The following is a 25572-nucleotide window of genomic DNA, read 5'->3' on the forward strand; positions in this document are numbered from 1 at the left end:
CTAAAGAGGTTTGGTGGGATAAGTATTTACTGCAAATTTCCATTTTCAAAGTAGTTGAATATTTAGTCATGAAAAAAGTGCTCCTAATAGTCAGATTAATGTCTAACTATTATGGAGCACTTCAATTAACTATGTTTAGTTAGTTCAGAGCTTTTTTATTTTAAATCATCTTTGATTTTAGTGGTGGAAATTCCTGGTGTGCGTGGCAAATAAACTACTTGGCAGTATGGCTTTAAAAAGTCAAACTTGCCTTGCCAGTCATTACCCATAACAAAAGTATCAATATCATATTTTTGGATGTCGCTTATTTTTTGTTCCCACCCTTTTTCCGGGATAACTTGGTCTACGTAGCGGATTGCTTCAAGAATATATTTGCGTTCGGCATAATTATTATAGGACTCCTTGTGCTTTTGCAACTGGTTAAATTCATCAGTAGACAATCCAACAATGAGGTAATCGCCTAGTTCACGAGCCCTTTTTAGTAAACGAACATGACCGTAATGCAATAAATCAAATGTGCCATAAGTGATTATTTTTTTCATAGTTCCCGTACTCCTATCATTTTGACGAGTTAATAGTATCATATTTATAGAAAAGGTAAAGCGTATTCTGAACTGGTTGTTATTTTGGTAAAATAAGGTAAATTGCGGATTAGGAGATATAGCTATGGCTAAGGTAAATGTTTTAGGTGTAAATTTCGATAATAAAAGTTTTAATCAATTTCAAAATGAATTTATTGGCAGAATTAATACCCACCAATCAACTTTTATTGTTACTGCCAATCCTGAAATTGTCATGTCAGCAAATGAAAACCCTGAATTTATGAAGATCCTGACTTATGATGCTGACTATATTACTGCTGACGGTATAGGCATTGTCAAAGCAAGTCATATTTTAGGTCAGCCACTTAAAGAACGGGTAACCGGTTATGATTTATTTACTTGGCTAATGAAGCTGGCAAATGATCGGGGCCTCAGAGTTTATTTAATTGGCGCTCGCTCAGAAGTGATGCATACGATTCAGGCTAAGATTGCACGAGAATATTCTGATATACAGCTAGTAGGAGCTGAAAATGGTTACTTTAAAGAAGATCTGGAACTAATTGCTTACCAAATTGAACGGACAGAACCGGATTTAGTTTTTGCCGCCTTGGGTTCACCCCGTCAAGAACAACTTTTATCCATTCTCCGGAGAAATCTCCTGCCAGCTTTAATGATGGGAGTAGGAGGCAGCTTTGATGTCTTTTCGGGTAAAGTAAAACGTGCTCCTCAAACATGGCAAAATGTTCATTTAGAATGGCTTTACCGTCTGCTTAAAAACCCCTCACGCTTAAAGCGAATGACGATTTTGCCTCATTTTGTGCATGAAGTTTATCAGTCAAAAAAGGAAAAAATCTAATTATGAAGGTTTTGCATGTTAATGCCGGGCTTGAAAATGGTGGTGGCTTAACTCATATTATTAACTTGCTAAAACAGGCAAAAAATGAACAGCAGGATTTTACGTTATTATGTTTAGCTGATGGCCCAGTTGCCCAAGCTGCACGAACTGCACAATTAAACGTGCAAGTTTTAGGTGTCAATAGTCGCTATGACTTGGCTGGCTTAAATAAGCTGGCTAGTTTTATTAATAATGCTGACTTTAATATTGTCCACACACATGGTGCGCGGGCTAACTTATTTGTCTCTTTAATTAGGCACAAAATTACCGCAAAGTGGTGTGTAACCGTTCATTCCAATCCTTATCTTGATTTTGTTGATCGCGGCTTCACAGGGAAAATTTTTACCAAATTAAACATTCAGGCCATTCGCAAAGCGGATTGCGTTTTTGCTGTTACTAAAAGATTTGCTAATTTGTTAGTTGAAAAAGCTAAAATTAAACAGAAAAAAGTTCACGTGATTTATAACGGTACTTTTTTTCATGCAGACAGTCAAATCCCTGCAAAATATGAACACCCCAACTTTAATATTGTAAACGTAGCCAGGGCTGAAAAAGTTAAGGGGCAAGACTTGTTACTGCAGGCTCTAAAACAATTAAATAATGCTAATGTGCATTTGTTTATTGCTGGAGACGGTTCTCAATTAAGATCACTAAAGGACCTGACGCAAAAATTAAATTTGGGTCCACAAGTAACTTTTCAAGGCTTCATGACGCATAAACAGTTAAAAAATCTTTATCGCAGAATGGATTTGGCTGTTCTGACATCTTATTCTGAGAGCTTTCCTTTAGTGTTGCTGGAAGCAAGCGATAATTTGTTGCCACTTTTGTCAACTGCCGTTGGTGATATTAGCATGATGATACCAGATAAAGAACATGGCTTTGTTGCCAAAGTCGGTGAGATAGACTCAATTTGTTCAGCTTTAAAGCAAGCTGTGAACACGCCTAAAACTCAGCTTAGAGAAATGGCGCAGCTTGAGAAAAATTACGTTGAGCGGCATTTTTCGTTACACGAGCAATTAAGTAGTATTTTACGGGTATATGATGATATCGTTTAAATTGGTAAGTTTGTTAAAAAGGCCACAAATGTTTATAATAAAACAAAAATATTAGTGGATTTAGTTAAGAGGACAGAATGTTTTACCAAGAATTGGATGAAGACGATTCATTAACCCTTCATACAGATTTGTATGAAATTAATATGATGTATACCTACTTTAAAAAAGGTATTTCTGAACGCAATGCTGTTTTTGAAGTTTACTATCGGAAAGAGCCTTTTGGCAATGGCTATTCCGTATATGCAGGCTTAGAACACGTCATTTTATATTTACAAAACCTGAAATTTAAAGAAAGTGACTTAAAATATTTAAAAGAAGAAATTGGCTATGATGACGATTTTATTGATTATTTACGTCATTTGAAATTGCAGCTTACTGTACGATCGATGCCTGAAGGAGAAATTGCTTTTGCCAACGAACCCTTATTGCAAGTTGAAGGTCCACTTGCACAATGTCAATTGGTTGAGACAACTATCTTAAATATTATTAATTACCAGACTTTACTGGCCACTAAAGCGGCGCGCGTCAAGTTGGCCGTTCAAGGTGACGGAGTGATGGAATTTGGTACTAGGCGTGCGCAGGAAGCAGATGCGGCTATTTGGGGCACTCGTGCTGCTTATATTGGCGGTTTTGATTCTACCAGTAATGTTCGGGCAGGCAAATTATTTGGTATCCCAGTTTCTGGCACACATGCCCATTCCTTAGTAGAAGCCTTTGGCAGTGAATATGAAGCATTTAAGGCCTATGCAGAAACGCATAAAGACTGCGTCTTTCTGGTAGATACATACGATACAGTTAGAAGCGGCGTACCAAACGCAATTCGGGTTGCTGACGAAATGGGAGACAAGATTAACTTCCAAGGCGTGCGTATTGATTCGGGCGACATGGCCTATATTTCAAAGCAAGTACGCCGGGAACTGGATAATGCTGGTTATACTGATGCTAAAATTTTTGCTTCAAATGATTTGGATGAAACTACGATTACGAGTTTAAAGATGCAAGGAGCAAAAATTGATGTTTGGGGGATAGGGACTAAATATATTACAGCTTACGACCAGCCTGCTTTAGGAGCTGTTTATAAATTAGTTTCAATTGAAGATGATCAGCACCATATGCGTGACACTTTAAAAATTTCTTCGAATGTAGAAAAGGTATCAACTCCAGGTAAAAAACAAGTCTGGCGTATCTCAGCTAATACTGCTAAGAAAAATGAAGGTGACTGGATTGCACGGGCCGGCGTAGATCCGCGTAAATTTGATTCATTGTACATGTTTCATCCGCAATATTCTTATATCAATAAAGTGGTGACTGATTACACTGCAGAACCACTTTTAAAAGATATTTTTGTTAAAGGCAAATTAACATACCAAAAGCCCAAACTAATAGATATTAAGAACTTTTGTGCAGCCAATCTGGACGGACTATGGGATGAATACAAGCGCAGCTTGAACCCCCAGGAATATCCTGTTGATCTTTCTCAAGATTTATATGACAGTAAAATGACTATTATTCAGGATATTCGCACCAAAATCAATAAAGGAGATACTGCACAATGAGACCGTTACAAAAAGAAATTATAAAATATGAGCATGTTTTGCCTCAAATTGATCCGCAAAAAGAAATTAGACGTTCAGTTGATTTTTTAAAAGATTATCTCAAAGCAAATACCTTCTTAAAGTCTTATGTATTGGGTATTTCTGGTGGACAAGACTCTACGTTAGCAGGAAAACTATGTCAAATGGCAATTTCGGAAATGAGGAGTGAAACTGGCGATAATTCATACCAATTTATTGCAGTGCGCTTGCCTTATGGAGTTCAAGCTGATGCACAAGATGCGGCAGATGCTGTGGACTTCCAAAGACCGGATCAAGACTTGGTAGTTAATATTAAACCGGCTGTTGATGCCTTAGTTTCTACTTTGAATGGAGCTGGGCAGGAGATTACCGATTTTAATAAGGGCAATATTAAGGCGCGCGAGCGCATGGTGGTGCAGTATGCTATTGCTGGTGCCCATAATGGTGCAGTTGTGGGGACGGATCACGCAGCTGAAAACTTCAGCGGCTTTTATACCAAATATGGTGATGGTGCGGCAGATTTAACTCCGCTGTTTCGTTTAGACAAGCGTCAAGGAAAACAGATGCTCAAGTTTTTAAATTGTCCAGAGCATTTGTATCACAAAGCGCCCACAGCAGACTTGGAAGAAAATAAGCCTGGCTTACCTGATGAAGTTGCACTCGGCGTCAGCTACAGGGATGTTGATGACTATTTGGAAGGGCATGAAGTTTCTGAAGAAGCCGCTGAAAAAATCGAATCTTTATGGCGTAAGAGTGAACACAAACGGCATTTGCCCGTAACCGTTTTTGATGATTTTTATCGTAAATAAGGACTAGGGCATTTTGAGTTTAAATTTTACCTTAATAGGCCTGTTATTGACAAAAACTGTGCAAGTAGTACAATTACTGTTAACTTAAGATATGTTTTTTAAGAATAACAGTTCAAAGAGAGAGCCGCCTGGTGAAAATGGCTTACTGTTACTTAAAAGATGCTCCTTACAGTTCAAATAAATAAAATAATTAAGAGGTAACAAACACTGTTGCAATTGAGGTGGTACCGCGTTTAAAGGCGTCCTTAAGATAAGCAACGGTGTTTTTATTTTGGCAAAAAGGGAGATATATTTGATGAAGAAACTGACAAGTTCAGAATTTAGACAGATGTTTTTGGATTTCTTCAAGCAGCACGGCCACATGGTATTACCCAGTCAATCATTGATTCCGCAAGATGATCCAACATTGCTGTGGATCAATTCCGGTGTGGCAACGATGAAAAAGTATTTTGACGGCTCAGTAGTGCCCAAGAATCACCGGATCACCAGTTCACAAAAGTCCATTAGAACTAATGATATTGAAAATGTTGGTAAAACTGCCAGACACCAGACCTTTTTTGAAATGCTGGGTAACTTTTCAGTTGGCGATTATTTCAAAAAAGAAGCGATTACCTGGGCTTGGGAATTTTTGACCAGTCCTGACTGGCTCGATTTAGATAAAGAAAAACTTTACTGTACGGTTTATCCTAAAGATACAGAAGCACATAAAATTTGGCTGGAAGTTGGTATGCCTGAAGACCATATTGTTAAACTGGAAGAAAATTTCTGGGATATTGGTGAAGGTCCTTGTGGTCCTGACTCTGAAATTTTCTATGATCGTGGTCAAGAAAATAACGATGTGGCAGAAGATGATCCTGAAAACTTCCCTGGCGGTGAAAATGCCCGTTACTTGGAAATTTGGAATATAGTCTTTTCACAATATAATCATTTAGCAAATGGCAAATATGTAGATCAGCCACACAAGAATATTGATACTGGTATGGGCCTTGAGCGTGTTTTGTCTATTTTACAAGACGCACCAACTAACTTTGAAACTGACCTCTTCTTGCCAATTATTCATGAAACTGAAAAAATGACTGCTGCTAAAAAGTACGGCACAAACAAGGCGGATACAACAGCGTTTAAGATTATTGCTGATCATGTACGGACTGTCTGTTTTGCCATTGCGGATGGAGCGTTGCCATCAAATACAGGTAGAGGATATGTTTTACGGCGCTTGATTCGGCGCGCTGATTTAAATGGTCAACGTTTAGGGATTAAGGGTGCTTTTCTTTACCAACTTGTCCCAGTGGTCGGTAAAATTATGGAAAGTCATTACCCAGAGGTTACAGACCAAAAGGACTTTATTGCCAAAGTAATTAAAAATGAAGAAGAAAGATTCCAGCTAACTCTTGAATCTGGGTTAACTTTACTTGATGACTTAATTGCCAAGGCCCAAAACTCTGAAGATAAAACAATTACCGGTAAAGATGCGTTCAAGTTGTTTGATACTTATGGCTTTCCTTATGAATTGACTTTTGAAACTGCACAAGATGCAGGCTTAAAGGTTGATCAAAAGGGCTTTGATGCTGAAATGAAGGCCCAAAAAGAGCGTGCACGTAAAGCTCGGGGTAATCTGCAATCAATGGGTGCGCAGGATGAAACTTTGATGAACTTAAAGGATAAATCAGAGTTTGAATATGGTGTTTATGAAGAAAAACATGCCAAATTAATTGATATTATAGTCAATGACCAATTAGTTGATAGAGCAGATGGTGATAATGCGGTTTTAATCTTTGACCGGACTCCTTTTTACGGTGAACGTGGTGGCCAGGTAGCAGATCACGGTAATATCTATAATCAAGAAGGTGAACTGGTTGCTCAGGTAACGGATGTACAACACGCTCCGAATGATCAAAATATGCACTTTGTCGATGTGATTTTGCCTCTGAAAAAGGGTGAAGAATATATTTTAAAAATTGACAGAGTTCGCCGCGAAGGCCTGCGCCACTCACATACAGCTACACACTTGTTGCATGCGGCTTTGAGAAGCGTTCTGGGGGAACATACGCATCAAGCCGGCAGTTTGGTGGAGCCTGATTATTTGCGCTTTGACTTTACTGCACTTGAACCAATGACTGCCAAGGAAATTAAGTCAGTTGAAAATTTGGTAAATCAAAAGATTTGGGCAGCAATTGATGTCAAAACTACTATTACCGATCCTGATACTGGTAGAAAAATGGGAGCTTTGGCTTTATTTGATGGCAAATATGGTGATAAAGTTAGAGTTGTCCAAATGCAAGATTTTTCTATTGAATTCTGTGGTGGTACTCATTGCGCCAATACTAACCAAATAGGTATTTTTAAAATCATTTCTGAATCTGCCATTGGTGCTGGAATGAGAAGAATTGAAGCAGTTGTTTCTAAAAAGGCCTACGAATATCTGGCTAACAGATCTGAACTCCTGGATGATATTCAAGCGGAAGTAAAATCGACCAAGCCCGAAGATATTATTGATAAGGTTGATTCCCTTGAACAGGAATTACATGATAGTCAAAAGCAGGTTGAAGATTTAAACTTGCAAATTAATCAGAGTAAAGCAAATTCAATTTTTAATGATGTAAAACAAGCAGGTGATTTGTCCATTATTGCCCAAGAAGTTGATGCCGGTGGCATGAATGATTTGCGTGAGTTCGCTGATGCTTGGAAGAGTGGTCAGAAGTCTGATGTGCTCGTTTTAGGAACTGCCAGTGATGGCAAGGCCAATATGATTATTAGCTTAGGTGATAAAGCTTTGGCAAAGGGGCTTAAAGCAGGAGATCTAATTAAACAAGTCGCACCAATCTTTGGTGGTGGCGGTGGCGGTCGACCAAACATGGCTCAAGCAGGTGGTAAAAACCCTGAAGGCCTTGAAAAGGCTATTCAGACAGTGGTTACAATGATTTCCGAAAAATAATTAATTGAGTTTGTGCTGTTTTTCAAGTAAAATTATGCTAGGAGGAATAATTATGAGTTCGCTAGATAAGACAATGCATTTTGACTTTAACGAAAATAAAGGCAAAAATGTTCATGATACTCTGCAAGACGTTTATAATGCTTTGGAAGAGAAGGGTTATAATCCAGTTAACCAGATTGTCGGCTACTTATTGTCTGGCGATCCAGCTTATATTCCACGGCATAATGATGCTCGTAATTTAATTTTGAAGCATGAACGCGACGAAATTATCGAAGAGCTTGTCAAGAATTATCTTGGAAAAGATAAATAATGCGACTAGTTGGTTTAGATGTTGGATCAAAGACAGTAGGCGTTGCTGTTAGTGATGAATTAGGAATAACTGCGCAGATGGTTGAAACCATCCCCATCGATGAAACGCGTTATAATTTTGGTATGCGTGCAATTAAAAAAATTGTCCGCCAATATGAACCAGAGGCCTTTGTGCTGGGTCTGCCTAAAAACATGGATGGCTCTTCAGGTGCTTCAGTTAATCGTAGTAAAGCATATGGTGAAAGACTGGAGAAAAAGTTTGGTTTGCCAGTGCATTATTTAGATGAGAGACTAACGACAGTGGAATCTGAAAGAGTTTTAGTTGAAGAGGCAGGAATGTACGATCGCCATAAGCGCAAAGAAGTTATTGACCAAATGGCTGCTGTTTTGATTTTACAGAATTATTTGGATCTAAACCGAAAGGATTAATATGGCACAAGAAGTTAACGGTGATGACCGTCAGATTACCCTGATTGATGATCAGGGTAATGAAGAATTATACGAAATTTTATTTACGTTTCATTCAGATGATTATGATAAATCATATGTTTTGCTCTATCCGGCAGCTGCTAGTGATGATGACGAAATTGAAGTCTTAGCATTCAGCTATGATTCAGATTCCGCAGGTGATGTTACCAGTAGTGATTTACACGAGATTGAAGCAGATGATGAGTGGAACATGGTCCAAGGAGTCTTAAATACATTTTTGGACGATGACCGATTAAGTGGTGAATAAGAAAGACTGGCTGGGCCAGCCTTTTTTATTAAAGATTAATAATTTAGAAAAATAATGAATGATAAAATATTAAATACTTTAGAATTTGCCAAAATTACTGAACAATTACAACATATGGCGATTACTACACCAGCTAAAATGACAGCATTCAACTTACTGCCAAGTAATGATTTTGCTCAAGTTGAACTTAGTTTGAAGCAAACTCTTGCTGGTGCTGATATTTTGCGGGTTAAAGGGCAATTGCCATTGACAGATTTTGCTGATGTTACTGCAAGTACCAAGCGTTTGCGGATCAAGGCAAACTTAAACGCCAAGGAATTGGGTAATTTGTTATTAGTTTTGGTGCTTGCAAATGAAACAAATGAATTTTTTGGTGAAATTGATGAGGAAAAACTAGATTTAACCGCCATAGATTCTATTTTGGCACAATTAGATGTACCTCAAAGTTTGTATAACAAACTTAATCGTTCTCTAGATTTTGATGGAGAAGTTCTCGATACTGCTTCCAGCGAATTAGCCCATTTACGTCATGAAATCAAAAGCAATGATGCTGAAATTAAGCAGAGAATGGATGGCTATATCAAGGGTAGTAGCAGCAAGTACTTGTCAGAGCAGATTGTGACAATTCGTGATGAACGTTATGTTATTCCGGTCAAACAAGAATACCGCAATAAATTTGGCGGCGTTGTTCATGATCAAAGTGCCAGTGGCCAAACGCTTTTTATTGAACCTAGTGCAGTTTTAAATCTCAATAATAGTCAGCAAAACCTTCTGGCACAAGAAAGAAGAGAAATCAGTCATATTCTGCGTAACTTGTCTGATCTAGTGCGACCTGAAGCTGGTAGCATTGATACGATTGCTGGTGCTTTAGTTAAACTCGATTTTATTCAGGCAAAAGCGAAATTAGCTCATGCTATGAAAGCAACTGAACCTAAGTTAACTCATGATCAGTCACTTGTATTTTTACAAGCACGGCATCCTTTAATTAATCCTGAAACAGTTATTGCCAATGATATCCGTCTAGGTGAAGATTATGATACTATGTTGATTACTGGTCCAAATACTGGTGGAAAGACGATTACATTAAAAACTGTGGGTATTTTACAGTTGATGGCACAATCAGGCCTGTTTATTCCAGCTGCAGAAGGAAGCAAAGCCGGTGTTTTTGAAGATATCTGTGCTGATATTGGGGATGAACAATCTATTGAGCAATCACTCAGTACCTTTTCTTCACATATTAATGGCATTGTCAAAATAATGAAAAAGGTCGATGCCAAGACACTGGTTTTGATTGACGAAATTGGTGCGGGAACGGACCCAGAAGAAGGCGCAAGTCTGGCAATCAGTATTTTGGACTTTTTACGGCAAAAGAAAGCTAAAATTATCGTTACTACCCATTACCCAGAACTGAAACTATATGGCTATAATCGTGAAAGAACAACAAATGCATCAATGGAGTTCGATCTAAAGACATTGTCGCCAACATACCGTTTACAACTTGGGATTCCTGGTCACAGTAACGCATTTGCAATTGCCCGCAGGCTGGGGATGCGCGAAGACGTAGTTAAAAAAGCTCAAGGGCTAATGAGTGATGAAAACGTTGATATTAACCAAATGATTACTGAGTTAACCAAGCAAACTAAGGCTGCCTCAGATGCCCGCAGTCATTTAACTACCAGTCTTGATCGTGCTAAAAAGCTGGAAAAGAAATTGCAACAAGCACTCGACTGGTATAATCAACGTGTGCAAAAACAGTTGGAATTTGCTCAGGAAAGAGCTAATGAAGTAGTTACTAAAAGCCGTAAAAAGGCTGATAAGATCATTGCCCAACTTGAGCAGCAAAAGGGGAATGTTAAGCAAAACGAAGTTATTGCCGCCAAGGGCGAATTCAATCAGCTTGAACGGCAAAACGAGAATCTGGCTCATAATAGGGTTTTACAGCGCGAAAAAAGAAGGCATCATGTTAATGTAGGCGATCGGGTAAAAGTACTGTCTTATGGGCAAACTGGTACGATTACCAAAAAATTATCCGAACATGAATATGAAGTCCAGATGGGTATTATTAAAGTTAAAGTCAGTGATCGAGACATTGAAAAAAGCACTCAGCATGAAAAGGCGCAAACACACTCTAAAGTGCGTGCAGTTAGTGCAAACAGACGCAGTAATGCTAAAAGTGAGCTCGATTTGCGCGGTCAGCGTTATGATGAAGCAATGACTAATTTAGATCGCTATATTGATTCGGTGTTATTGTCTGGATTGGATGTTGTTACCATTATTCACGGTATAGGTACTGGTGCAATTAGAAAAGGCGTTTGGCAATACTTACGGTCAAATAAGCACATTAAAAGCTACAATTACGCCCCAGCAAACGAGGGCGGAAATGGTGCAACTATTGTGCATTTGCAATAATTTACTTTACTTGTAAAAAGTAAGTCTGGTTGCTATAATGAAAATATCAATAGAATAATGTTTTTCTCTAAAGGAGGTTTTTTCAATGGTTGATGAACTTACAGATCAAAACTTTGAAGAAGAAACAAAAGATGGCGTCGTGTTAACGGACTTTTGGGCAACCTGGTGTGGTCCGTGCAAAATGCAATCTCCGGTAGTTGATGAATTGGCTGAGGAGAGACAAGACGTTAAATTTACCAAAATGGATGTTGATCAAAACAAGGAAGTACCAAGCTCTTTGGGAGTTATGGCTATTCCGACTTTGCTAATCAAGAAAAACGGTGAAATTGTAGATCGCATTACGGGTTACACACCTAAAGCAAAATTGAGTCAAATTTTGGATCAATATACCAATTAAAAAATTCCTGCAACTGCAGGAATTTTTTTAATTGCTTTTTTCTTTTAATAGATCGCGAATTTCTTTCAAGTAATCTTCAGCGGTTGGGCCAGCTGGTTGTTGCTGGTCGTTATGTCTTATTACTTTATTGACAGCTTTAACTAGCAAAAAGACGATGAATGCAATAATCAAAAAGTTAATCACAGTATTGATAAATTCACCGTATTTAAAAGTAGCACCTCCGGCTTTAAATACCAGATTGGAAAGATCAATTCGTCCGATAAATAGACCCAAAAGGGGATTAATTAAATTGTTTACCAATGAATTAACAATGTTAGTAAAAGCTCCGCCGATGATTACACCAACAGCCAAATCGATAACGTTGCCCCGTTGAATAAATTCTTTAAATTCTCTAAGCATTTTGTTTCCTCCATTCTTACTTTAATAATATTGCAAAAATGGTAAAAAACTAAATTATTTGTTTCAAAGTACTTAATCAAATTTAGCGATTAATTTTACTATTTTTTTATGTTCATCAACCTTAATTTCGCATTCAGTAGTGCGACCAGTTTCTTTTTCAACTGCTTCTGCAATTATTCCTGCTTCAAGGGAAAATTCCTGATTACCACTGCTAATCCGATCGGCTACATTTTGTCCGGTTAATTTGAAAATTTTTTCACTATGATGGGCTCTTGCTTTTTCAATATTGCCAAATTCAGTAGTTGTAAAAAAGCTGGCTACATCTTCAAAGGACGCTAAGTCATATTTACGGGCTATGCGCTTGCCACCCCAATATAGAATTACATCATTGTCTTTGCCTAAGATCGTTGGCAGTAAAAAGTCCCGATAAAGCTGATTTACAAAATAAACATGTTCATGTTGCTGGTTATTGTCTTGCATAAAGAAATTCATCCCTTTTATTTTCTTTTATTTTACCGTAAAATTGACTGAAGTATAAATTATTTAGGGAGTCTTTTAATATGGATAATCGACCAATTGGCTTATTAGATTCAGGTGTTGGCGGCTTAACGGTAGTTAAAAAAATAATTGCTAAAATGCCTCATGAATCGACTGTTTTCATTGGTGACAATGCTCATGTTCCCTATGGTGATAAGTCTAAGGCGGAAATTATTGCGTTAACCAAGCAAAGTGTTAACTTTTTATTAAGTAAAAACGTTAAACTAATTGTCTTTGCCTGCAATACTGCTACGGCAGTAGCTATGAATGCTATTCAAAAAGAGATTGAGCCGCAAATTATCGGCGTAATTCAATCGGGCGCGCTCGCGGCAGCGCAAGCTACTAAAAACAAAAAAGTGGCAGTTGTGGCGACTAAAATGACTGTTAGTTTAAATGCATACCAAAAAGAGATTCAAAAGCGTGATCCCAAAATAGTTGTGCATGAAATAGCCGCTCCCCATATTGTACCTTTAATTGAAGCTGATGCAGGTCATCAAGCATATGTCTCTGCACTGCAAGAGCTTTTGCTGCCAATCAACAAGCTGGACATAGATACTCTCGTTTTGGGATGTACGCACTATCCTATTATTCGCAGTGAGTTTGCACAATGTTTAAAACCCAATGTTCAAATTATTGATCCAGCTGACCAGGTAGCGCAATACACGTATAATGTAATGAAACGTGACGGCCTTTTTGGCAGTAATTCTAATGATGGTGCGCACGAGTATTACACAACGGGGGACGTCAGAATGTTTAACGAATTGGGAAAAATAGTATTAGATAAGCAACATGTTAATGCAAAACACCTTTAAGAAGAAAGGAGAAAAAATGGAAGTTTTATTTGCAACAACTAATCAGGGCAAAGTGAAAGAATTGCGAGCAGCTTTTAAACAAGCTGCACTTAACCTCACAGTTAAGACTAATGCCGATTTAGATAGGCCGCCAATTGTTGATGAGTACGGTACAACATTTGAGCAAAATGCTAAGCTAAAGGCACATGAATTAGCTGACTATAGTCAGATGCTGACAATAGCGGATGACTCCGGCTTAATGGTTGATGCACTTGATGGTGCTCCTGGAGTTCACTCGGCGCGTTTTGCCGGTTCTGAGCATAATGATCAAAAGAATAATGCTAAATTACTGGCTGAGCTTGGTGGTGTGCCGTTAGCAAAAAGGACAGCCAGATTCAATACTACAATTGTGGTATCAATGCCAGGTCATTTTGAGAAAGATTTAGTAGTCTCAGGCCAATGTGAAGGCTTAATTTTACCAGCGCCTGAAGGTGAAGACGGTTTTGGCTATGATCCGCTTTTTTATGTACCGGAAAAGCAAAAAACTTTTGCTGAAATGACAACTGCAGAAAAAAATAGTCTTTCTCACCGGGGAAAAGCGCTTGCCAAATTATTAAAGTGCTTACCAAATTGGCTTGCTCAGTTTGAATAAATATCTAAAAAACTGCTAAATATTATTTCTAATACTTTTTACTGGAAAAGTATTAAAAACATTTGGCAGTTTTATTTTATTCTGCTAGAAGAACTTGATTGCTTTGCAATACTTTTAAATACTGCGTTAAATATTTATCTTGTACTTCCTTTTCATGACCAGGTTTAACTTGAAAATGAACCACATAATTAACAGTTTGTGCTGTTTGCGTAGCTATGCCAATAATTTTAGGTTCCTGGACTAAAAAGTTAATATCAGTACTCAGCTGCTTATTTACCTGTTCAATAAGACTATGAACTTTTGCAAAATCGTTGTTAGCTTTTAGCTGAATTTCAATGTCTAAGCCAATGCCACCGTGGGCCAAATTTTGTACGATTGAAATATTGCGATTGGGGATATAGATTAGAGAACCATCAGACCCTTTAAGCCTGGTAGTCCTTAATCCCAACTGAACCACAATTCCAGTTTGATTGTTAATTGAGACAATATCTCCTACGTCAAACTGGTCCTCACTTAAAATGAAGAAGCCGTTAACTAAATCGCTGACAAAGCCTTGGGCTCCCATCCCTAAAGCCAGAGAAAAGATACCAGCACTCGCAAGTAGCGTACCAATTGGAATACCTAGGATAGATAAAACAGCAAACAAGTAGAAAAAAATCACAGTGTATTCAAAGATACTGTTAATTAATGCAGTAACTGTTTGAGTTCTCTTATTTTGTTTTCTTTTACTATGCTCTAAATAATGTTTAATTATTTTTTTACCAACATGGTCGATCAGGTAAAAAACTAAAGCTGAAACTAGAAGCTGCCAAATAATTGTCAGAACTTGTTCTCCCAGCCTGTCCCAGTTAAACTTGAGCACGTTTTTATTGATTTGAAATATTTTATCCATAATAATTACCTTTCGTATATGCATATTAACTATAACAAAATATTACATATAGATTGAGATTGAAGCATTTTCATGCTAGACTTTTTTTAGGTATAGAATTGGAGGTAAAAGATGAAATTTTCTTATGGTGCATTAGCAGGTTTAATAGCCGCCATTGCATTATTAATTTTAGTACTTTTCACAATTCCAGTGCTTATACGTGCCGCAAAAGCGACTAGAGAAGCAGAAAAAACGATCCAGAGTGCTAACGAGTCAATTCAACAGGTTACTGGGGATGTAAATGATTTACTTCATCAAACCAGTGATTTGCTTGATAAAACTAATGTCTTGCTAGCAGATGTTAATGTTAAAATGAAAACTATTGATCCTGTTGTGCAAGCAGCAGCTGATTTAGGCGAAAGCGTTTCAGATGTCAACACATCTACCAGAAATATGGCAAAGCGTTTCAATAATTTTCATTGGAAACGTAACGGGTTGATGTCATCTGCTTTAGCATCTGTGTTTGCACGGCATAAGCGGCGTAAAGGTGAAGATTAGTAAAAGGAGTTACTTTTATGAAAAATTTTGCAAATTTTGTTTTAGGTACTATTGTCGGAAGTGCTGTAGGGTTCCTAGCTGGTTCCTTATTAGTCAGTGACGAACAAATTGACGAACTGAAGAAAAAAGTTAAGAACAATGAAACTGTTCAAGACTTAAAGAAAAAGTATGATAACGGTACAGAAATTGTAAAGAATCAACTGGCTTCATTCCCCAAGAATGTAGAAGATGATTCTGAACTGAAAGATTTTGATGATATCGTTATTGATAGTTCAAAAGATACTGATGCACAGCAAAAAGATCATGCTGCAGATGTAGCTGATGACTTGCACCATGCAGAGGGTCCAGATGATTTTAATCACTCGGAACCCTCAGACCCAAAGCCTGAAGGCCCTGCAGATGCACCTGCTGATCCATATTCTAGACCATAAACACGATTTTAGTAAAATGGCACTGACAGAAAATAAAATCTGTCAGTGCCATTTTTATGCAATAAATAAAGTGAGTTTATTTAAAGAGGTAAAACTTTTAGTTCCTTACTTGTATGAGTAAATGGTTCATAGCCGTTTTTAGTTACAACACCACAATCTTCGATTCTGACCCCCGCTACGTTAGGAATATAGATACCAGGTTCAATTGAAAAACACATACCTTCTTCAATGATCAAATCGTTGCCTTGAACAATTGAAGGGTATTCGTGTACTTCTTTACCAATGCCGTGACCCAAACGGTGAATAAAATATTCACCATAGCCCGCTTTAGTAATAATATCACGAGCAACACTATCTAATTCAGAAGCTGTCATTCCCGGTCTCACCGCGTCAATTGCAGCTTGTTGAGCTTCACGATCAATTTCGTAAATTTCTTTTTCTTTGGCTGATGGTTCACCATAGGCAACTGTTCTACTGGAATCAGAAGCATAACCGTTGTGCATAGTACCGAGGTCAAATAACACCAATTCATTTGGCTTGACTTTATTCATGGTAGGACCTAAATGAGGATTAGCGGCGTTGGCACCGGCTTGTACAATGGTTTCAAAACTTTCATGCATTACGCCTTTTTGTACCTTTAGCTGATATTCAATCTGACCAGCAATATACCTTTCAGTAACACCTTCCTTAATGGCGTCAAAACCAATTTGAAAAGCAAAGTCTGCCTCACGGCCAGCGGCTTGCAATTGCTTAATTTCCTCTGGTGTTTTATATAGGCGGATTTTTGCAACAAAATTAGAAACATCACCGTCAAAATTAGCATCTGGAAATTGCTCATGGATGAGTTGATAATGGGAAACAGAGAGGTTATTTTTTTCTAAAGCCCATTTTTGATAATCTTTGGTTCTGCTTTTCACTTTGTCAGCAATAATCGCCCAGGGATCTTCTGAGTCAAGATAACCATATACATCACCGTTCCAAGCTGAATTTTTAGCTTCTTCAACATTTAAAGCTGGAACAAAGACGAACGGATCTTGATCTTTAAATGCTAAAAGGGCAAAGATTCGTTCATGTGGCTCCATGTCATATCCTGTAAAGTAAGCAATTGTCGTTGGATTAGAAATGTAGGCAACATCGCAATTGGTACTTTGCAGCCATTCTTGTAATTTAGTTAAGTTCATAGCTTCTTCCTTCCATCTTGATTTTATGATTAAAATCAGTATATCATGTTCTAGACCTGAAAAAATGAAAGAATAGTTGTAAACGTTTGCAATTTATGGGAAAGAATGATAAATTTTATTCTAGTAATTTTAAAATGGGGGAACCAAAATGCGAAAACAGGATATTACAATTTATGATGTTGCTCGTGAGGCTAAAGTTTCAATGGCTACTGTCTCACGAGTTGTTAACGGCAATACAAATGTGCGTAAAGACACTCGCGAACGGGTTATGAAGGTAATCAACCGGTTGCATTACCAGCCAAATGCGGTGGCACAAGGACTGGCATCTAAAAGAACCACTACGGTTGGTTTAATCGTGCCGGATTTAACTAATCTTTATTTTGCGGAATTGTCAAAAGGAATTGATGATATTGCGCTTTTATATAAGTACAACATTATTATTACCAGTATTGAAAACCGCTTAATGAGAGAAGATCAGGCAATTCAGGGATTGCTTAATAAGCAGGTCGATGGTGTGATTTACATGTCAGACAATTTGCCGGAAGAAGCGGTTGAGGCTTTTAAGCGGACCGATACGCCAGTGGTTTTAGCTGGTACTAAAGATAGTCACAGTGAATTTCCATCAGTTGCGATTGATTATCAAAAGGCCGATACAGAAGCTTTAAACCTTCTGTATAATGATGGCAGGAGAAATTTAGCCTTAGTCTTAGGCAATCCAGACACTGTGGTTAGCGCTGAAAATAGAATTCCGGCTTACAAAAAATTTATGGCTGATCATGGTTTAGGGGAAGGTCATATCTATACTAAGATTAAAGACCATTCTGATGGCTATAATTTATTATCCCAACTGGAGCAGGACGGTATTGATGGCGTGATTGTCAGTCGTGATGTCACTGCAGTGGGAATTTTGAATTCTGCTATTGATGCTGGTAAAAAAGTGCCGGAAGATTTAGAAATAATTACAGCAAGCGCAACTCAAATTGCTTCAGTTGTGCGCCCAGCGCTAACAGCCATTCGTCAGCCACTTTATGATATTGGAGCGGTAGCAATGAGAATGTTGACTAAATTGATGAATAATGAAGAAGTGCCAGAGAAGCAAATTGAGCTTTCTTATGAGATATTGAAAAAGCAAAGTACTACAAATGAATAATATTATTCACACAAAAAGTGTTGCAGTTAATTATGCAGCACTTTTTTAGTAGTTATTTTTTTAATTTGCTTGATCTTCTGCCACGTGTTTAACGTCTTTGCTGGTTGCAGCTGTAAATAAGGAGTTAAAGCAATATTTGAATAACGGCTCATTCGCGGCAAGCGGCGATAATTTTGCCAATTTGCGTCGTCAAAGAAACCATAGAAAAGAATATCACGTGCTTTGATCCAACCTTGCGATGTAAATAGCCATAAACTCTTAGGACTACCATTAAAATTCTGAATTTTAAAAAGGGTATTTGCCGGTAGCAATTTTTTGGTTTTGGCTTGATTATCCGGATAACGATAAATCCGAACATCTTTTTGCGGTTTAGCGATAATTTGCTTACTTTGATAAGGTGCAATATCTTCTGGCCTCAGATCCATGTTAACAAACTCAGCTGAAATAAATGTTTGATTTGCAATCTGATAATAAAGTTGATTATGCGCCCTGACACCATACATTACTTCAAATTTTTGTCCCGGATAAACATATTTACTTTGCATTTCCCGTACATAGGGGTTCATCATTGTCTTGGCTTTCTTTTTGCCAAAATAGCTGCCTTTGCGGTGGATAGCATACTTTTTTGTGCCTTCCTTAGCCAGCTTGTACTTAAATCCGGTGCTGGGAAAATTGGTTACCACTCCGTCAACATTTTTATTAATCAGCCATTGCCATAAATCAGGCGATTCGTCCATTTCTGTCCAGACATAAACCTGTTTATTTAACTGATGTAGCCAATGTATCAACCAGGAATGATTTAAAATCAGGTCAGAGGAAACATTGACAGCATTGACTTGCGGCAAATTACTAAAATTTATTCGTTTAAGACTGCCGACGATTAGAATTAAGTAGGCATCGGGCATAATTTTACGAAAATGAAACAAACTGGCTGCAGAAAATGAATGAATCATTATTCTTTTTTCCATATGATATTTTTTGACAGTGGCCGCAATCTGATCTTCTAATTCATAAGAGGGATCAAGTCCATGGTCAATTTTAGTTTCAAGAATAAATTTGGTATTAGGCTTTTTTTGATAATAATCAAATAGCTCTGGTAAGCTCAGCACATGTTCACCATTGTCATAGGTCAATTGGCTAAGTGCCTGCCAATAATTTTGTGATACAATTGCATGTGTATGGGTCACTCGAAATAGGTCATCATCATGTGATACAACTAGTTCACCATCTGCAGAAAGGCGCAGATCAAGTTCAACGTAGTCCGCCCCTGAATTAAAGGCAGAGTTGTCACTTTGAATAGTTTCTTCAGGATATTTGCTGGGATCTCCGCGATGGCCGACCACTGTGAAACCACTAGTTATGGTAAATATGATGCTAAAAACGAGCGCCTTAAACAGTTGGCTTTGATATTTCATGTGTACACCTCTGTTGTTAATTACAATAGCATGGTTGCACATTTTTTGCTATATGTCACAGATTTAATTTATACGGGGAATATTGATGAATGAGCAACAATATGAAGAATTAGATTTAATTGAAGAAATTGTACGCAATGACGGCAGCAAGTATTTTGAAATTTCTAATATTGATCAGAATGGTATAGCGGAACTTGCAGCTGACAGAGGAAAAATTAAGAGTGTTCGTATTTTACAATTAAATATTCCACGTACTAAAGCCCTTGTTACTTATGAAGAATATATCAATCAGAACTATAAGCTTGAGACTTTGACCAACGAAGATGATTGGAAAAATCCAGATTGGGTAGAATGGCAAAAGCCTAAGGGAAAAGTTCTAGATGCCTATAACATGGTTTTGAAGTCGAATCAAATTGGATAGAGAGCAGGATAATGGAAAAAATTCGCATTTTACATACTAATGACTTACACTCACATTTCGAACATTTTCCCAAAATTGGTCGGTATTTGCGGGAAGCTCAAAAAGATCAAACAGTCGATCAAGTGTTTACTTTTGATGCCGGAGACTTCATGGATCGCTCGCATCCTTTGACTGATGCAACTTATGGCCAGGCTAATATTCAATTAATGAATTCTTTTCATTATGATGCAATTACTATTGGTAACAATGAAGGTATTTCTAATTCCCACGCTGTAGTAGAAAAACTATTTGATCATGCTGATTTTCCCGTTATTTTAGCCAATTTGCGTGAAGAAGATGAATCTCTGCCTCACTGGGCAGTTCAGAATAAAATCTTAACTACCAAAAAGGGAACACGCATCGGTCTCATCGGTCTGACTGCCGCATACCCACTTTCTTATGAACCTAATCACTGGCACGTCAAAATGCTGAAAGAAACAATGGATAGGGTTTTACCACAAATGAAAGGGCAATATGACGTGCTAATTTTAATAACTCATATTGGCTTAAATATGGATACCTTTTTAGCTAAGAATTATCCGGAAATTGATTTGATTGTGGGAGGGCATAGCCATGACCTGCTTCCCCATGGTAAAGAAGTTAAGGGAGTGTGGATTACTCAAACCGGCAAATGGGGCAACTACGTAGGCAATACGTATATGGAAATTGATGATAATCACCATGTGCGCAAGATTACGCCACATGTTGCGCCAACCAGTTTGATGAAGTCCCATTCAGCTGATGAAGACACTATTTTAGGATACAGGCAAAAGGGCAAAGAAATTTTGAGTCGAGAACTTGTTGCTGATTTGCCCGAAAAATATGATGGTGACCGTGAAGCTGCCATCCAAGTTTCAATGAATGCAATTGCTCATTTTGCAGGAACAAATTTGGCTATGCTCAGCTCGGGTCTTTTCTTAACCCCTTTTAAAAAAGGCATTATCACTAAATATGATTTGCAAAAGTCTTTACCGCATTCAATGCATGTAGTGCGTTCTACTTTAAGAGGCAGTGATCTATGGCGCCTAATTATGGAAATTGAAAAAAACCGGCATTTTTTAGATCAATTTCCTTTGCAGGGAATGAGTTTTCGGGGGAAAATATTTGGTCAAATGCATTATAAGGGCATAAAATTTGACCCTATGAGTAGAGTAGTCTTCGTCAACGGCAAAGAAGTTGATCCATACCAGGAATATCAAATTGCTGTTTTGGATCATTATGTTTTGGTACCGTTTTTTCCAACTTTGGCAATCGTGGGCGACAATGATTTTTTGTTTCCACAATTCTTGCGTGAGGTAATTGGAAACTATTTGGCACAAAAATACCCTTTAACTGGAAGTGAAACTAATAGTGAAAAATACACACAGTAATCAACCACAAGAAAATAAATTTGACCAAGAGCAGCCTTTGCGCCATCCTTTGGCAGCAGTGGCTTTGGATAATGATCAATTAAAAATAAACAAACAACTGTATCAGGTAATAGTTAATAAGGATGATGCTCTGGACCTTGAACTTTTGCGGCAAAAATATGACCCCTATCTTGATCAGTATGATTTTATTGTGGGAGATTTGTCCAGTGATCATCTGCGTTTGAAAGGTTTCTACCAGGATAATGCTCAGGCTGCAATAGATCGTAAGAAACAAACTATTGCGGATTATTTACTAGAATACTGCAATCCCGGCAGTCCGTATTTTATCTTGCAGTTGTTAAGTCCGGTACATCATTATCATAATAATAAAAGAAAAAGACGACTAAATTCGTTTAAAAATCGAGGACAAAATATACACAGAAAGAAGCTTTATAAATCGTTTAAGAGCTACCATGTTCGCCAACCCAAGATAAAGAAACCTGAAACAATAGCAATAAAAAAAGAGCGTGCAAATAACCATTCTTTTGTAATCAAAAAAAGGAAGGGCAGCAAATAAGTGAAAGATTACCGTTTATTTTTAATTGATCTTGATGGCACTATTTATCGGGGCAAGGAAACTATTGCTGCAGGTGTTCGTTTTGTTAAGCGCCTTGAACAGGCACATAAAAGCTATATTTTTTTGACTAATAATACTACTCGTACGCCACAAATGGTGGTGGATAAGCTTAAAACGCATGGCATTAAAACCGATGTTGCGCACATTTATACTCCTTGCATGGCAACGGTAAGTTATATTTTAAACCGTGAAAAGAAGCGGCAAAGTAAAATCGGTATTTATATAATAGGTCAAATTGGTTTATGGCGTGAATTTTTGCAAAATTCTGCTTTTGAAGTCACTGATTTTAATCCTGAATACGTGATTGTGGGGATGGATACGGACTTGACTTATCATAAAATTCAAGTGGCTGCTACTGCAATTAGGAACGGTGCTACTTTTATTGGGACTAACGCAGATTTAAATTTGCCTAGTGAAAAAGGTTTATTGCCCGGTAATGGTTCTCAGTGTGCGATGATTGCGGCTTCAAGTGGCCATAAACCATTTTTTATCGGCAAGCCTTCTTCCGTGATTATTGATATGCTGTTAGCTAAACTACAGTTTTCTAAAGAAGATGCACTTTTAGTAGGTGATAACTACGATACTGATATCAAGGCGGGTTTTAACAGTCATGTTGACCAATTACTGGTAACGACGGGTATTACAAAATTGGCTGACATTGAAGGCAAAAGGCAGCCGACAATTGTAGTTGACAGTTTGGATCAGGTTAAATTATGAGCAAAAGAAATAATATATTAACTATTATTTATCATTTTATTTTTGCTATTTCTACTAGTGTGGTGACAGCCCTTATTGCAAGTTGGCCACTGTTATTCGTATTTGTATTAGTGCAAAAAACAAATAAAACAGTCAATTTATCGATTGAACAAGTGATGAATAGTTATAATCAGCTGTTGTGGTACCTCATTTGGCCATTTAAGCGTAAGCTGCGCATGCGTGATTTTCATACTTCTGCAATGGCTGCCAAGCATTTTGCTGATGTCAAAAAATTATTTGTTTTGGCGATCGTTGCCTTCTTGTGCTGTTTGGTCATATATTTTTGGTGTAAAAGAAAAAATCAAAAATTTTTGCGCTTAAATAAGGTTTGGGCGTTATTATTTTTACTATTGCCGATTGCCGTTTTACCGTTTGCTTTGGCAAATTTTGATAACTTTTTTATTACATTTCATCATTTATTTTTTGCTGGCAGCAATACTTGGCTATTTGATCCCGCTACAGATCCGATTATTAATGTGCTCACAGAAGGCTTTTTTGCTTCTTGTTTTGCGATTGCCGGTATCGTCTATGAATTGTATTTTGCAGATAAATTATTACAAAAATAAAAAGGAGTCCTTAATGGATCTCCTTTTTGTTTTTAATCCGCTTTTTTAACGATACTATAAAAATCGGCAGAACCGAGATTATAATTATTGCAAGTATTAACATTGAGAAATGATTTTTGACAAAAGGGATGTTGCCAAAGAAGGCACCAAGTATTGTGAACAAACCACTCCAAAATATTCCGCCAACTACGTTATATAAGGCAAACTTACCATAATGCATGTTACTTCCACCTGAAATGAAAGGGACAAAAGTTCTGATAAAGGGGATAAATCTGCCAATAACAATAGTAATTGGTCCATGTCGCTCAAAAAAGTTTTCAGCTGCCGTCCGATTTTTTTGATTGATTAATCTATTAAACCAGGTATGTTTAGAGCCTTGTCTAACCGACCAGGCACCTATTTCATAATTACAGGCATCGCCTAGTATTGCTGCCAGCAGCACTGCAAAATAAATCCACCAGATATTTAAATTATATGCAGGATTAACTGCTAAAGAACTAGCAGCAAAAATTAATGAATCACCTGGTAAAAAGGGAAATATAACTAATCCAGTTTCAATAAAAATAATGGCAAAGATAATCAAATACGTCCAATTGCCAAACTGATTGACTATTTCAATCAAATGGTGATCGATGTGCAAAATAAAATTGATTATTGTCATAAACATCTCCTAAATGCTGGTTGAATGTATTGTTAAGGTCTTTTCAGGGAAAAGCTTACGCATAATTGTAGTAATTGCAATTTGTGCTTCTCCAAAGCCCAGACCAATAAGTGGGACTCGGCCAGAATAAGTAGTGACATCGCCTATTGCATAAATACCAGGTACATTGGTTTCCATAGAGCGAGAAACTTCTATTTGGTTATTAACTAAATTAACACCCCATTTTTTTACAAACTGATTATTAGCTCGAAAGCCATAGCCAACGACTATTTGATCAAATTGCTCGTCAGTAATAGCGTTACTTCCAATTTTTTTCAAGCTAATATTAAGTTGATTATCTCTAATTTCAATTGATTTAGGAAGATAAGGGGTCTTTATTTCAACATTTTTTAAACTTTTTAGTTTGGTGACACTTGATTCGAGACCGCGAAATTCATTTCTTCTATGAACTAGTTTGATTTTGGCAGCCGGTTGATTTGCTAATTCAATTGCCCAGTCAAGAGCTGAATCGCCACCACCGAAGACACCTACTTTTTGATGAGCAAAATCTTGGGGATTTTTAACATAATAGTGAATCCTTCTTTCAATCTCCTCATTCGTTTTCAGTGGAAATTTTTTTGGACTGAAAAATCCAGTCCCAGTGGCAATAATGACGCTTCTAACAGAATACTCCTCATCGATAACAAACGTATTATTACTTTGCTTAATGGCTCTAACGGGATGATTTAAAACGAATGTTGTATGTTCTCTAGTATCATTTTGTAATTTGGTAATTAGTTCATGAGCTAATATAGAACTGTAAGCTGGTATATCCAAAATTTCTTTAAAGGGATAAAGTAATTTTGGTTGCCCGCCAACCTCAGCTAGTGAATCAAAAATTATTGTATTTAGACCATGAAGATGAGCAAAATTGGCACAGAATAACCCTACGGGTCCCGCTCCTATAATTGCTAAATCAAATTTTTTTATTTTGAAAACTCCCCTCTAAACGTTGATATGACAACTTTATCATGAATAAAGAAGATAGTCACTCGAATAATTTGCAAAAAAGACTTGCAAAAAAGAAAAATACTTGCTAGTATTAATAACTGTCGTCGGGCAATGAGCCGCAAGGCGCGAGCACGAAGACAGGGTTAAAAAAATCAAGCAAAAGCAGTTGACAAAAGACAATTGTTTTAGTAAGATAATAAACGCTGTCCGGTAAGACGGCAAAAATGAGTCAGAAAAAAGTGCTTGACAAAAGCAACTGAATCTGGCAAAATAAAAAAGCTGCTTTAGCAGCAGGTAGTACCTTGAAAACTGAACAATGTTTTCGCAAAAATGTGCGGGTTTTAAAGAACCCAAAACAAAAGAGCGAAGTCAATTTCGCAAGCAAATAAATCCGAGATGCGAATCTTGGAACGAATGAGCAAACATTCAAACAAACATTTAAAAAATGAGAGTTTGATCCTGGCTCAGGACGAACGCTGGCGGCGTGCCTAATACATGCAAGTCGAG

The 25572-nt window shown here is 37.4% G+C and carries 28 protein-coding genes and 1 rRNA gene; 21 read left to right on the plus strand and 8 right to left on the minus strand.

The genetic code is table 11. The features are described from left to right. Nucleotides 1–155: 155 nt before the first annotated feature. On the minus strand, nt 156–542 hold the full coding sequence (gene tagD, locus F5ESL0260_RS02385) for a glycerol-3-phosphate cytidylyltransferase (protein WP_110445678.1): 387 nt from the start codon (nt 540–542) through the stop codon (nt 156–158). Between the two features lie 124 nt (nt 543–666). Between tagD and F5ESL0260_RS02390 the strand changes: the two genes are divergently transcribed. The 10 genes from F5ESL0260_RS02390 to trxA all read left to right on the plus strand — a co-directional run bounded on the left by F5ESL0260_RS02390 (nt 667) and on the right by trxA (nt 11661). Next, nucleotides 667–1398, plus strand: coding sequence for a WecB/TagA/CpsF family glycosyltransferase (locus F5ESL0260_RS02390; RefSeq protein ID WP_110445679.1), 732 nt, complete (start codon nt 667–669; stop codon nt 1396–1398). A gap of 2 nt (nt 1399–1400) precedes the next feature. Further along, a complete protein-coding gene (locus F5ESL0260_RS02395) occupies nt 1401–2492 on the plus strand; it encodes a glycosyltransferase (RefSeq protein WP_046324445.1) in 1092 nt (363 codons plus the stop codon). Between the two features lie 77 nt (nt 2493–2569). Beyond that, the gene (locus tag F5ESL0260_RS02400) at nt 2570–4048 is read left to right on the plus strand and encodes a nicotinate phosphoribosyltransferase (protein ID WP_046324446.1); all 1479 of its coding nucleotides are present in this window, start codon (nt 2570–2572) and stop codon (nt 4046–4048) included. Continuing rightward, nucleotides 4045–4875: an ammonia-dependent NAD(+) synthetase gene (gene nadE / locus F5ESL0260_RS02405; protein ID WP_122025744.1), complete on the plus strand. Its 831-nt coding sequence runs from the start codon at nt 4045–4047 to the stop codon at nt 4873–4875. The genes F5ESL0260_RS02400 and nadE overlap by 4 nt, the downstream gene beginning before the upstream one ends. A 295-nt stretch (nt 4876–5170) precedes the next feature. Then, nucleotides 5171–7810, plus strand: coding sequence for an alanine--tRNA ligase (gene alaS / locus F5ESL0260_RS02410; RefSeq protein WP_122025745.1), 2640 nt, complete (start codon nt 5171–5173; stop codon nt 7808–7810). Between the two features lie 52 nt (nt 7811–7862). Next, nucleotides 7863–8120, plus strand: a complete 258-nt coding sequence (locus F5ESL0260_RS02415; protein ID WP_038521496.1) for an IreB family regulatory phosphoprotein — start codon at nt 7863–7865, stop codon at nt 8118–8120. Beyond that, nucleotides 8120–8548: a Holliday junction resolvase RuvX gene (ruvX, locus tag F5ESL0260_RS02420; protein WP_046324449.1), complete on the plus strand. Its 429-nt coding sequence runs from the start codon at nt 8120–8122 to the stop codon at nt 8546–8548. Before F5ESL0260_RS02415 ends, ruvX begins: the two co-directional genes overlap by 1 nt. A gap of 1 nt (nt 8549) precedes the next feature. Beyond that, nucleotides 8550–8855, plus strand: a complete 306-nt coding sequence (locus tag F5ESL0260_RS02425; protein ID WP_110445683.1) for a DUF1292 domain-containing protein — start codon at nt 8550–8552, stop codon at nt 8853–8855. Between the two features lie 54 nt (nt 8856–8909). Beyond that, complete coding sequence (locus F5ESL0260_RS02430; RefSeq protein ID WP_122025746.1) at nt 8910–11264, plus strand: endonuclease MutS2; 2355 nt, start codon at nt 8910–8912, stop codon at nt 11262–11264. A gap of 85 nt (nt 11265–11349) precedes the next feature. After that, entirely contained in the window at nt 11350–11661 is a 312-nt protein-coding gene (gene trxA, locus F5ESL0260_RS02435; RefSeq protein ID WP_046324452.1) for a thioredoxin, read from the plus strand. A gap of 27 nt (nt 11662–11688) precedes the next feature. Here the strand turns inward: trxA and mscL are convergent, their stop codons facing one another. Continuing rightward, nucleotides 11689–12060, minus strand: coding sequence for a large-conductance mechanosensitive channel protein MscL (gene mscL / locus F5ESL0260_RS02440; protein ID WP_046324453.1), 372 nt, complete (start codon nt 12058–12060; stop codon nt 11689–11691). 72 nt (nt 12061–12132) lie between these two features. Next, the gene (locus F5ESL0260_RS02445; RefSeq protein WP_110445685.1) at nt 12133–12552 is read right to left on the minus strand and encodes a DUF2507 domain-containing protein; all 420 of its coding nucleotides are present in this window, start codon (nt 12550–12552) and stop codon (nt 12133–12135) included. Between the two features lie 68 nt (nt 12553–12620). Here F5ESL0260_RS02445 and murI point away from each other — a divergent pair, with 68 nt between their 5' ends. After that, nucleotides 12621–13409: a glutamate racemase gene (murI, locus tag F5ESL0260_RS02450; RefSeq protein ID WP_122025747.1), complete on the plus strand. Its 789-nt coding sequence runs from the start codon at nt 12621–12623 to the stop codon at nt 13407–13409. Between the two features lie 16 nt (nt 13410–13425). After that, a complete protein-coding gene (locus F5ESL0260_RS02455; RefSeq protein ID WP_122025748.1) occupies nt 13426–14040 on the plus strand; it encodes an XTP/dITP diphosphatase in 615 nt (204 codons plus the stop codon). Nucleotides 14041–14116: 76 nt separating this feature from the next. On the opposite strand, the gene F5ESL0260_RS02460 is transcribed toward F5ESL0260_RS02455, so the two are convergent. Beyond that, on the minus strand, nt 14117–14932 hold the full coding sequence (locus F5ESL0260_RS02460; protein ID WP_122025749.1) for a mechanosensitive ion channel family protein: 816 nt from the start codon (nt 14930–14932) through the stop codon (nt 14117–14119). Between the two features lie 111 nt (nt 14933–15043). Here F5ESL0260_RS02460 and F5ESL0260_RS02465 point away from each other — a divergent pair, with 111 nt between their 5' ends. Both F5ESL0260_RS02465 and F5ESL0260_RS02470 read left to right on the plus strand, forming a co-directional pair. Further along, entirely contained in the window at nt 15044–15469 is a 426-nt protein-coding gene (locus F5ESL0260_RS02465; protein WP_046324457.1) for a DUF948 domain-containing protein, read from the plus strand. A gap of 17 nt (nt 15470–15486) precedes the next feature. Then, nucleotides 15487–15900 carry a YtxH domain-containing protein gene (locus F5ESL0260_RS02470; protein WP_122025750.1) on the plus strand — a complete coding sequence of 138 codons (414 nt, stop codon included), beginning with the start codon at nt 15487–15489 and terminating at the stop codon, nt 15898–15900. An 80-nt stretch (nt 15901–15980) separates the two neighbouring features. On the opposite strand, the gene F5ESL0260_RS02475 is transcribed toward F5ESL0260_RS02470, so the two are convergent. After that, nucleotides 15981–17081 carry an aminopeptidase P family protein gene (locus tag F5ESL0260_RS02475; protein WP_110445688.1) on the minus strand — a complete coding sequence of 367 codons (1101 nt, stop codon included), beginning with the start codon at nt 17079–17081 and terminating at the stop codon, nt 15981–15983. 148 nt (nt 17082–17229) lie between these two features. On the opposite strand from F5ESL0260_RS02475, the gene F5ESL0260_RS02480 reads away from it, so the two are divergent. Continuing rightward, on the plus strand, nt 17230–18231 hold the full coding sequence (locus F5ESL0260_RS02480; protein WP_046324460.1) for a substrate-binding domain-containing protein: 1002 nt from the start codon (nt 17230–17232) through the stop codon (nt 18229–18231). A 26-nt stretch (nt 18232–18257) separates the two neighbouring features. Here F5ESL0260_RS02480 and F5ESL0260_RS02485 read toward each other — a convergent pair whose 3' ends face one another. Beyond that, complete coding sequence (locus tag F5ESL0260_RS02485; RefSeq protein ID WP_122025751.1) at nt 18258–19646, minus strand: glycerophosphodiester phosphodiesterase; 1389 nt, start codon at nt 19644–19646, stop codon at nt 18258–18260. An 85-nt stretch (nt 19647–19731) separates the two neighbouring features. On the opposite strand from F5ESL0260_RS02485, the gene F5ESL0260_RS02490 reads away from it, so the two are divergent. The 5 genes from F5ESL0260_RS02490 to F5ESL0260_RS02510 are packed head-to-tail and all read left to right on the plus strand — an operon-like array spanning nt 19732 to nt 23414. After that, nucleotides 19732–20067 carry a hypothetical protein gene (locus F5ESL0260_RS02490; protein ID WP_122025752.1) on the plus strand — a complete coding sequence of 112 codons (336 nt, stop codon included), beginning with the start codon at nt 19732–19734 and terminating at the stop codon, nt 20065–20067. 11 nt (nt 20068–20078) lie between these two features. Beyond that, on the plus strand, nt 20079–21476 hold the full coding sequence (locus F5ESL0260_RS02495; RefSeq protein WP_122025753.1) for a bifunctional UDP-sugar hydrolase/5'-nucleotidase: 1398 nt from the start codon (nt 20079–20081) through the stop codon (nt 21474–21476). Continuing rightward, the gene (locus F5ESL0260_RS02500) at nt 21454–22032 is read left to right on the plus strand and encodes a YutD family protein (RefSeq protein WP_370448581.1); all 579 of its coding nucleotides are present in this window, start codon (nt 21454–21456) and stop codon (nt 22030–22032) included. The genes F5ESL0260_RS02495 and F5ESL0260_RS02500 overlap by 23 nt, the downstream gene beginning before the upstream one ends. Continuing rightward, complete coding sequence (locus tag F5ESL0260_RS02505) at nt 22033–22809, plus strand: TIGR01457 family HAD-type hydrolase (protein WP_122025755.1); 777 nt, start codon at nt 22033–22035, stop codon at nt 22807–22809. Beyond that, a complete protein-coding gene (locus F5ESL0260_RS02510) occupies nt 22806–23414 on the plus strand; it encodes a TIGR01906 family membrane protein (protein ID WP_122025756.1) in 609 nt (202 codons plus the stop codon). Before F5ESL0260_RS02505 ends, F5ESL0260_RS02510 begins: the two co-directional genes overlap by 4 nt. 10 nt (nt 23415–23424) lie before the next feature. On the opposite strand, the gene F5ESL0260_RS02515 is transcribed toward F5ESL0260_RS02510, so the two are convergent. Together F5ESL0260_RS02515 and F5ESL0260_RS02520 are read right to left on the minus strand one after the other, a co-directional pair. After that, entirely contained in the window at nt 23425–24075 is a 651-nt protein-coding gene (locus F5ESL0260_RS02515) for a VTT domain-containing protein (RefSeq protein WP_122025757.1), read from the minus strand. A gap of 9 nt (nt 24076–24084) precedes the next feature. Next, on the minus strand, nt 24085–25044 hold the full coding sequence (locus tag F5ESL0260_RS02520; protein ID WP_122025758.1) for an NAD(P)/FAD-dependent oxidoreductase: 960 nt from the start codon (nt 25042–25044) through the stop codon (nt 24085–24087). A 462-nt stretch (nt 25045–25506) separates the two neighbouring features. Here F5ESL0260_RS02520 and F5ESL0260_RS02525 point away from each other — a divergent pair. Beyond that, nucleotides 25507–25572, plus strand: a 16S ribosomal RNA gene (locus tag F5ESL0260_RS02525); the annotation flags it as partial.

Source organism: Lactobacillus sp. ESL0260, from assembly GCF_003692935.1.
GTDB classification, from domain to species: domain Bacteria; phylum Bacillota; class Bacilli; order Lactobacillales; family Lactobacillaceae; genus Lactobacillus; species Lactobacillus melliventris.

Bases quoted from the DNA above. Each gene is read 5' to 3' on its own strand.
- tagD (WP_110445678.1), bottom strand. From the start codon at position 542: ATGAAAAAAATAATCACTTATGGCACATTTGATTTATTGCATTACGGT.
- F5ESL0260_RS02390 (WP_110445679.1), top strand. From the start codon at position 667: ATGGCTAAGGTAAATGTTTTAGGTGTAAATTTCGATAATAAAAGTTTT.
- F5ESL0260_RS02395 (WP_046324445.1), top strand. From the start codon at position 1,401: ATGAAGGTTTTGCATGTTAATGCCGGGCTTGAAAATGGTGGTGGCTTA.
- F5ESL0260_RS02400 (WP_046324446.1), top strand. From the start codon at position 2,570: ATGTTTTACCAAGAATTGGATGAAGACGATTCATTAACCCTTCATACA.
- nadE (WP_122025744.1), top strand. From the start codon at position 4,045: ATGAGACCGTTACAAAAAGAAATTATAAAATATGAGCATGTTTTGCCT.
- alaS (WP_122025745.1), top strand. From the start codon at position 5,171: ATGAAGAAACTGACAAGTTCAGAATTTAGACAGATGTTTTTGGATTTC.
- F5ESL0260_RS02415 (WP_038521496.1), top strand. From the start codon at position 7,863: ATGAGTTCGCTAGATAAGACAATGCATTTTGACTTTAACGAAAATAAA.
- ruvX (WP_046324449.1), top strand. From the start codon at position 8,120: ATGCGACTAGTTGGTTTAGATGTTGGATCAAAGACAGTAGGCGTTGCT.
- F5ESL0260_RS02425 (WP_110445683.1), top strand. From the start codon at position 8,550: ATGGCACAAGAAGTTAACGGTGATGACCGTCAGATTACCCTGATTGAT.
- F5ESL0260_RS02430 (WP_122025746.1), top strand. From the start codon at position 8,910: ATGAATGATAAAATATTAAATACTTTAGAATTTGCCAAAATTACTGAA.
- trxA (WP_046324452.1), top strand. From the start codon at position 11,350: ATGGTTGATGAACTTACAGATCAAAACTTTGAAGAAGAAACAAAAGAT.
- mscL (WP_046324453.1), bottom strand. From the start codon at position 12,060: ATGCTTAGAGAATTTAAAGAATTTATTCAACGGGGCAACGTTATCGAT.
- F5ESL0260_RS02445 (WP_110445685.1), bottom strand. From the start codon at position 12,552: ATGAATTTCTTTATGCAAGACAATAACCAGCAACATGAACATGTTTAT.
- murI (WP_122025747.1), top strand. From the start codon at position 12,621: ATGGATAATCGACCAATTGGCTTATTAGATTCAGGTGTTGGCGGCTTA.
- F5ESL0260_RS02455 (WP_122025748.1), top strand. From the start codon at position 13,426: ATGGAAGTTTTATTTGCAACAACTAATCAGGGCAAAGTGAAAGAATTG.
- F5ESL0260_RS02460 (WP_122025749.1), bottom strand. From the start codon at position 14,932: ATGGATAAAATATTTCAAATCAATAAAAACGTGCTCAAGTTTAACTGG.
- F5ESL0260_RS02465 (WP_046324457.1), top strand. From the start codon at position 15,044: ATGAAATTTTCTTATGGTGCATTAGCAGGTTTAATAGCCGCCATTGCA.
- F5ESL0260_RS02470 (WP_122025750.1), top strand. From the start codon at position 15,487: ATGAAAAATTTTGCAAATTTTGTTTTAGGTACTATTGTCGGAAGTGCT.
- F5ESL0260_RS02475 (WP_110445688.1), bottom strand. From the start codon at position 17,081: ATGAACTTAACTAAATTACAAGAATGGCTGCAAAGTACCAATTGCGAT.
- F5ESL0260_RS02480 (WP_046324460.1), top strand. From the start codon at position 17,230: ATGCGAAAACAGGATATTACAATTTATGATGTTGCTCGTGAGGCTAAA.
- F5ESL0260_RS02485 (WP_122025751.1), bottom strand. From the start codon at position 19,646: ATGAAATATCAAAGCCAACTGTTTAAGGCGCTCGTTTTTAGCATCATA.
- F5ESL0260_RS02490 (WP_122025752.1), top strand. From the start codon at position 19,732: ATGAATGAGCAACAATATGAAGAATTAGATTTAATTGAAGAAATTGTA.
- F5ESL0260_RS02495 (WP_122025753.1), top strand. From the start codon at position 20,079: ATGGAAAAAATTCGCATTTTACATACTAATGACTTACACTCACATTTC.
- F5ESL0260_RS02510 (WP_122025756.1), top strand. From the start codon at position 22,806: ATGAGCAAAAGAAATAATATATTAACTATTATTTATCATTTTATTTTT.
- F5ESL0260_RS02515 (WP_122025757.1), bottom strand. From the start codon at position 24,075: ATGACAATAATCAATTTTATTTTGCACATCGATCACCATTTGATTGAA.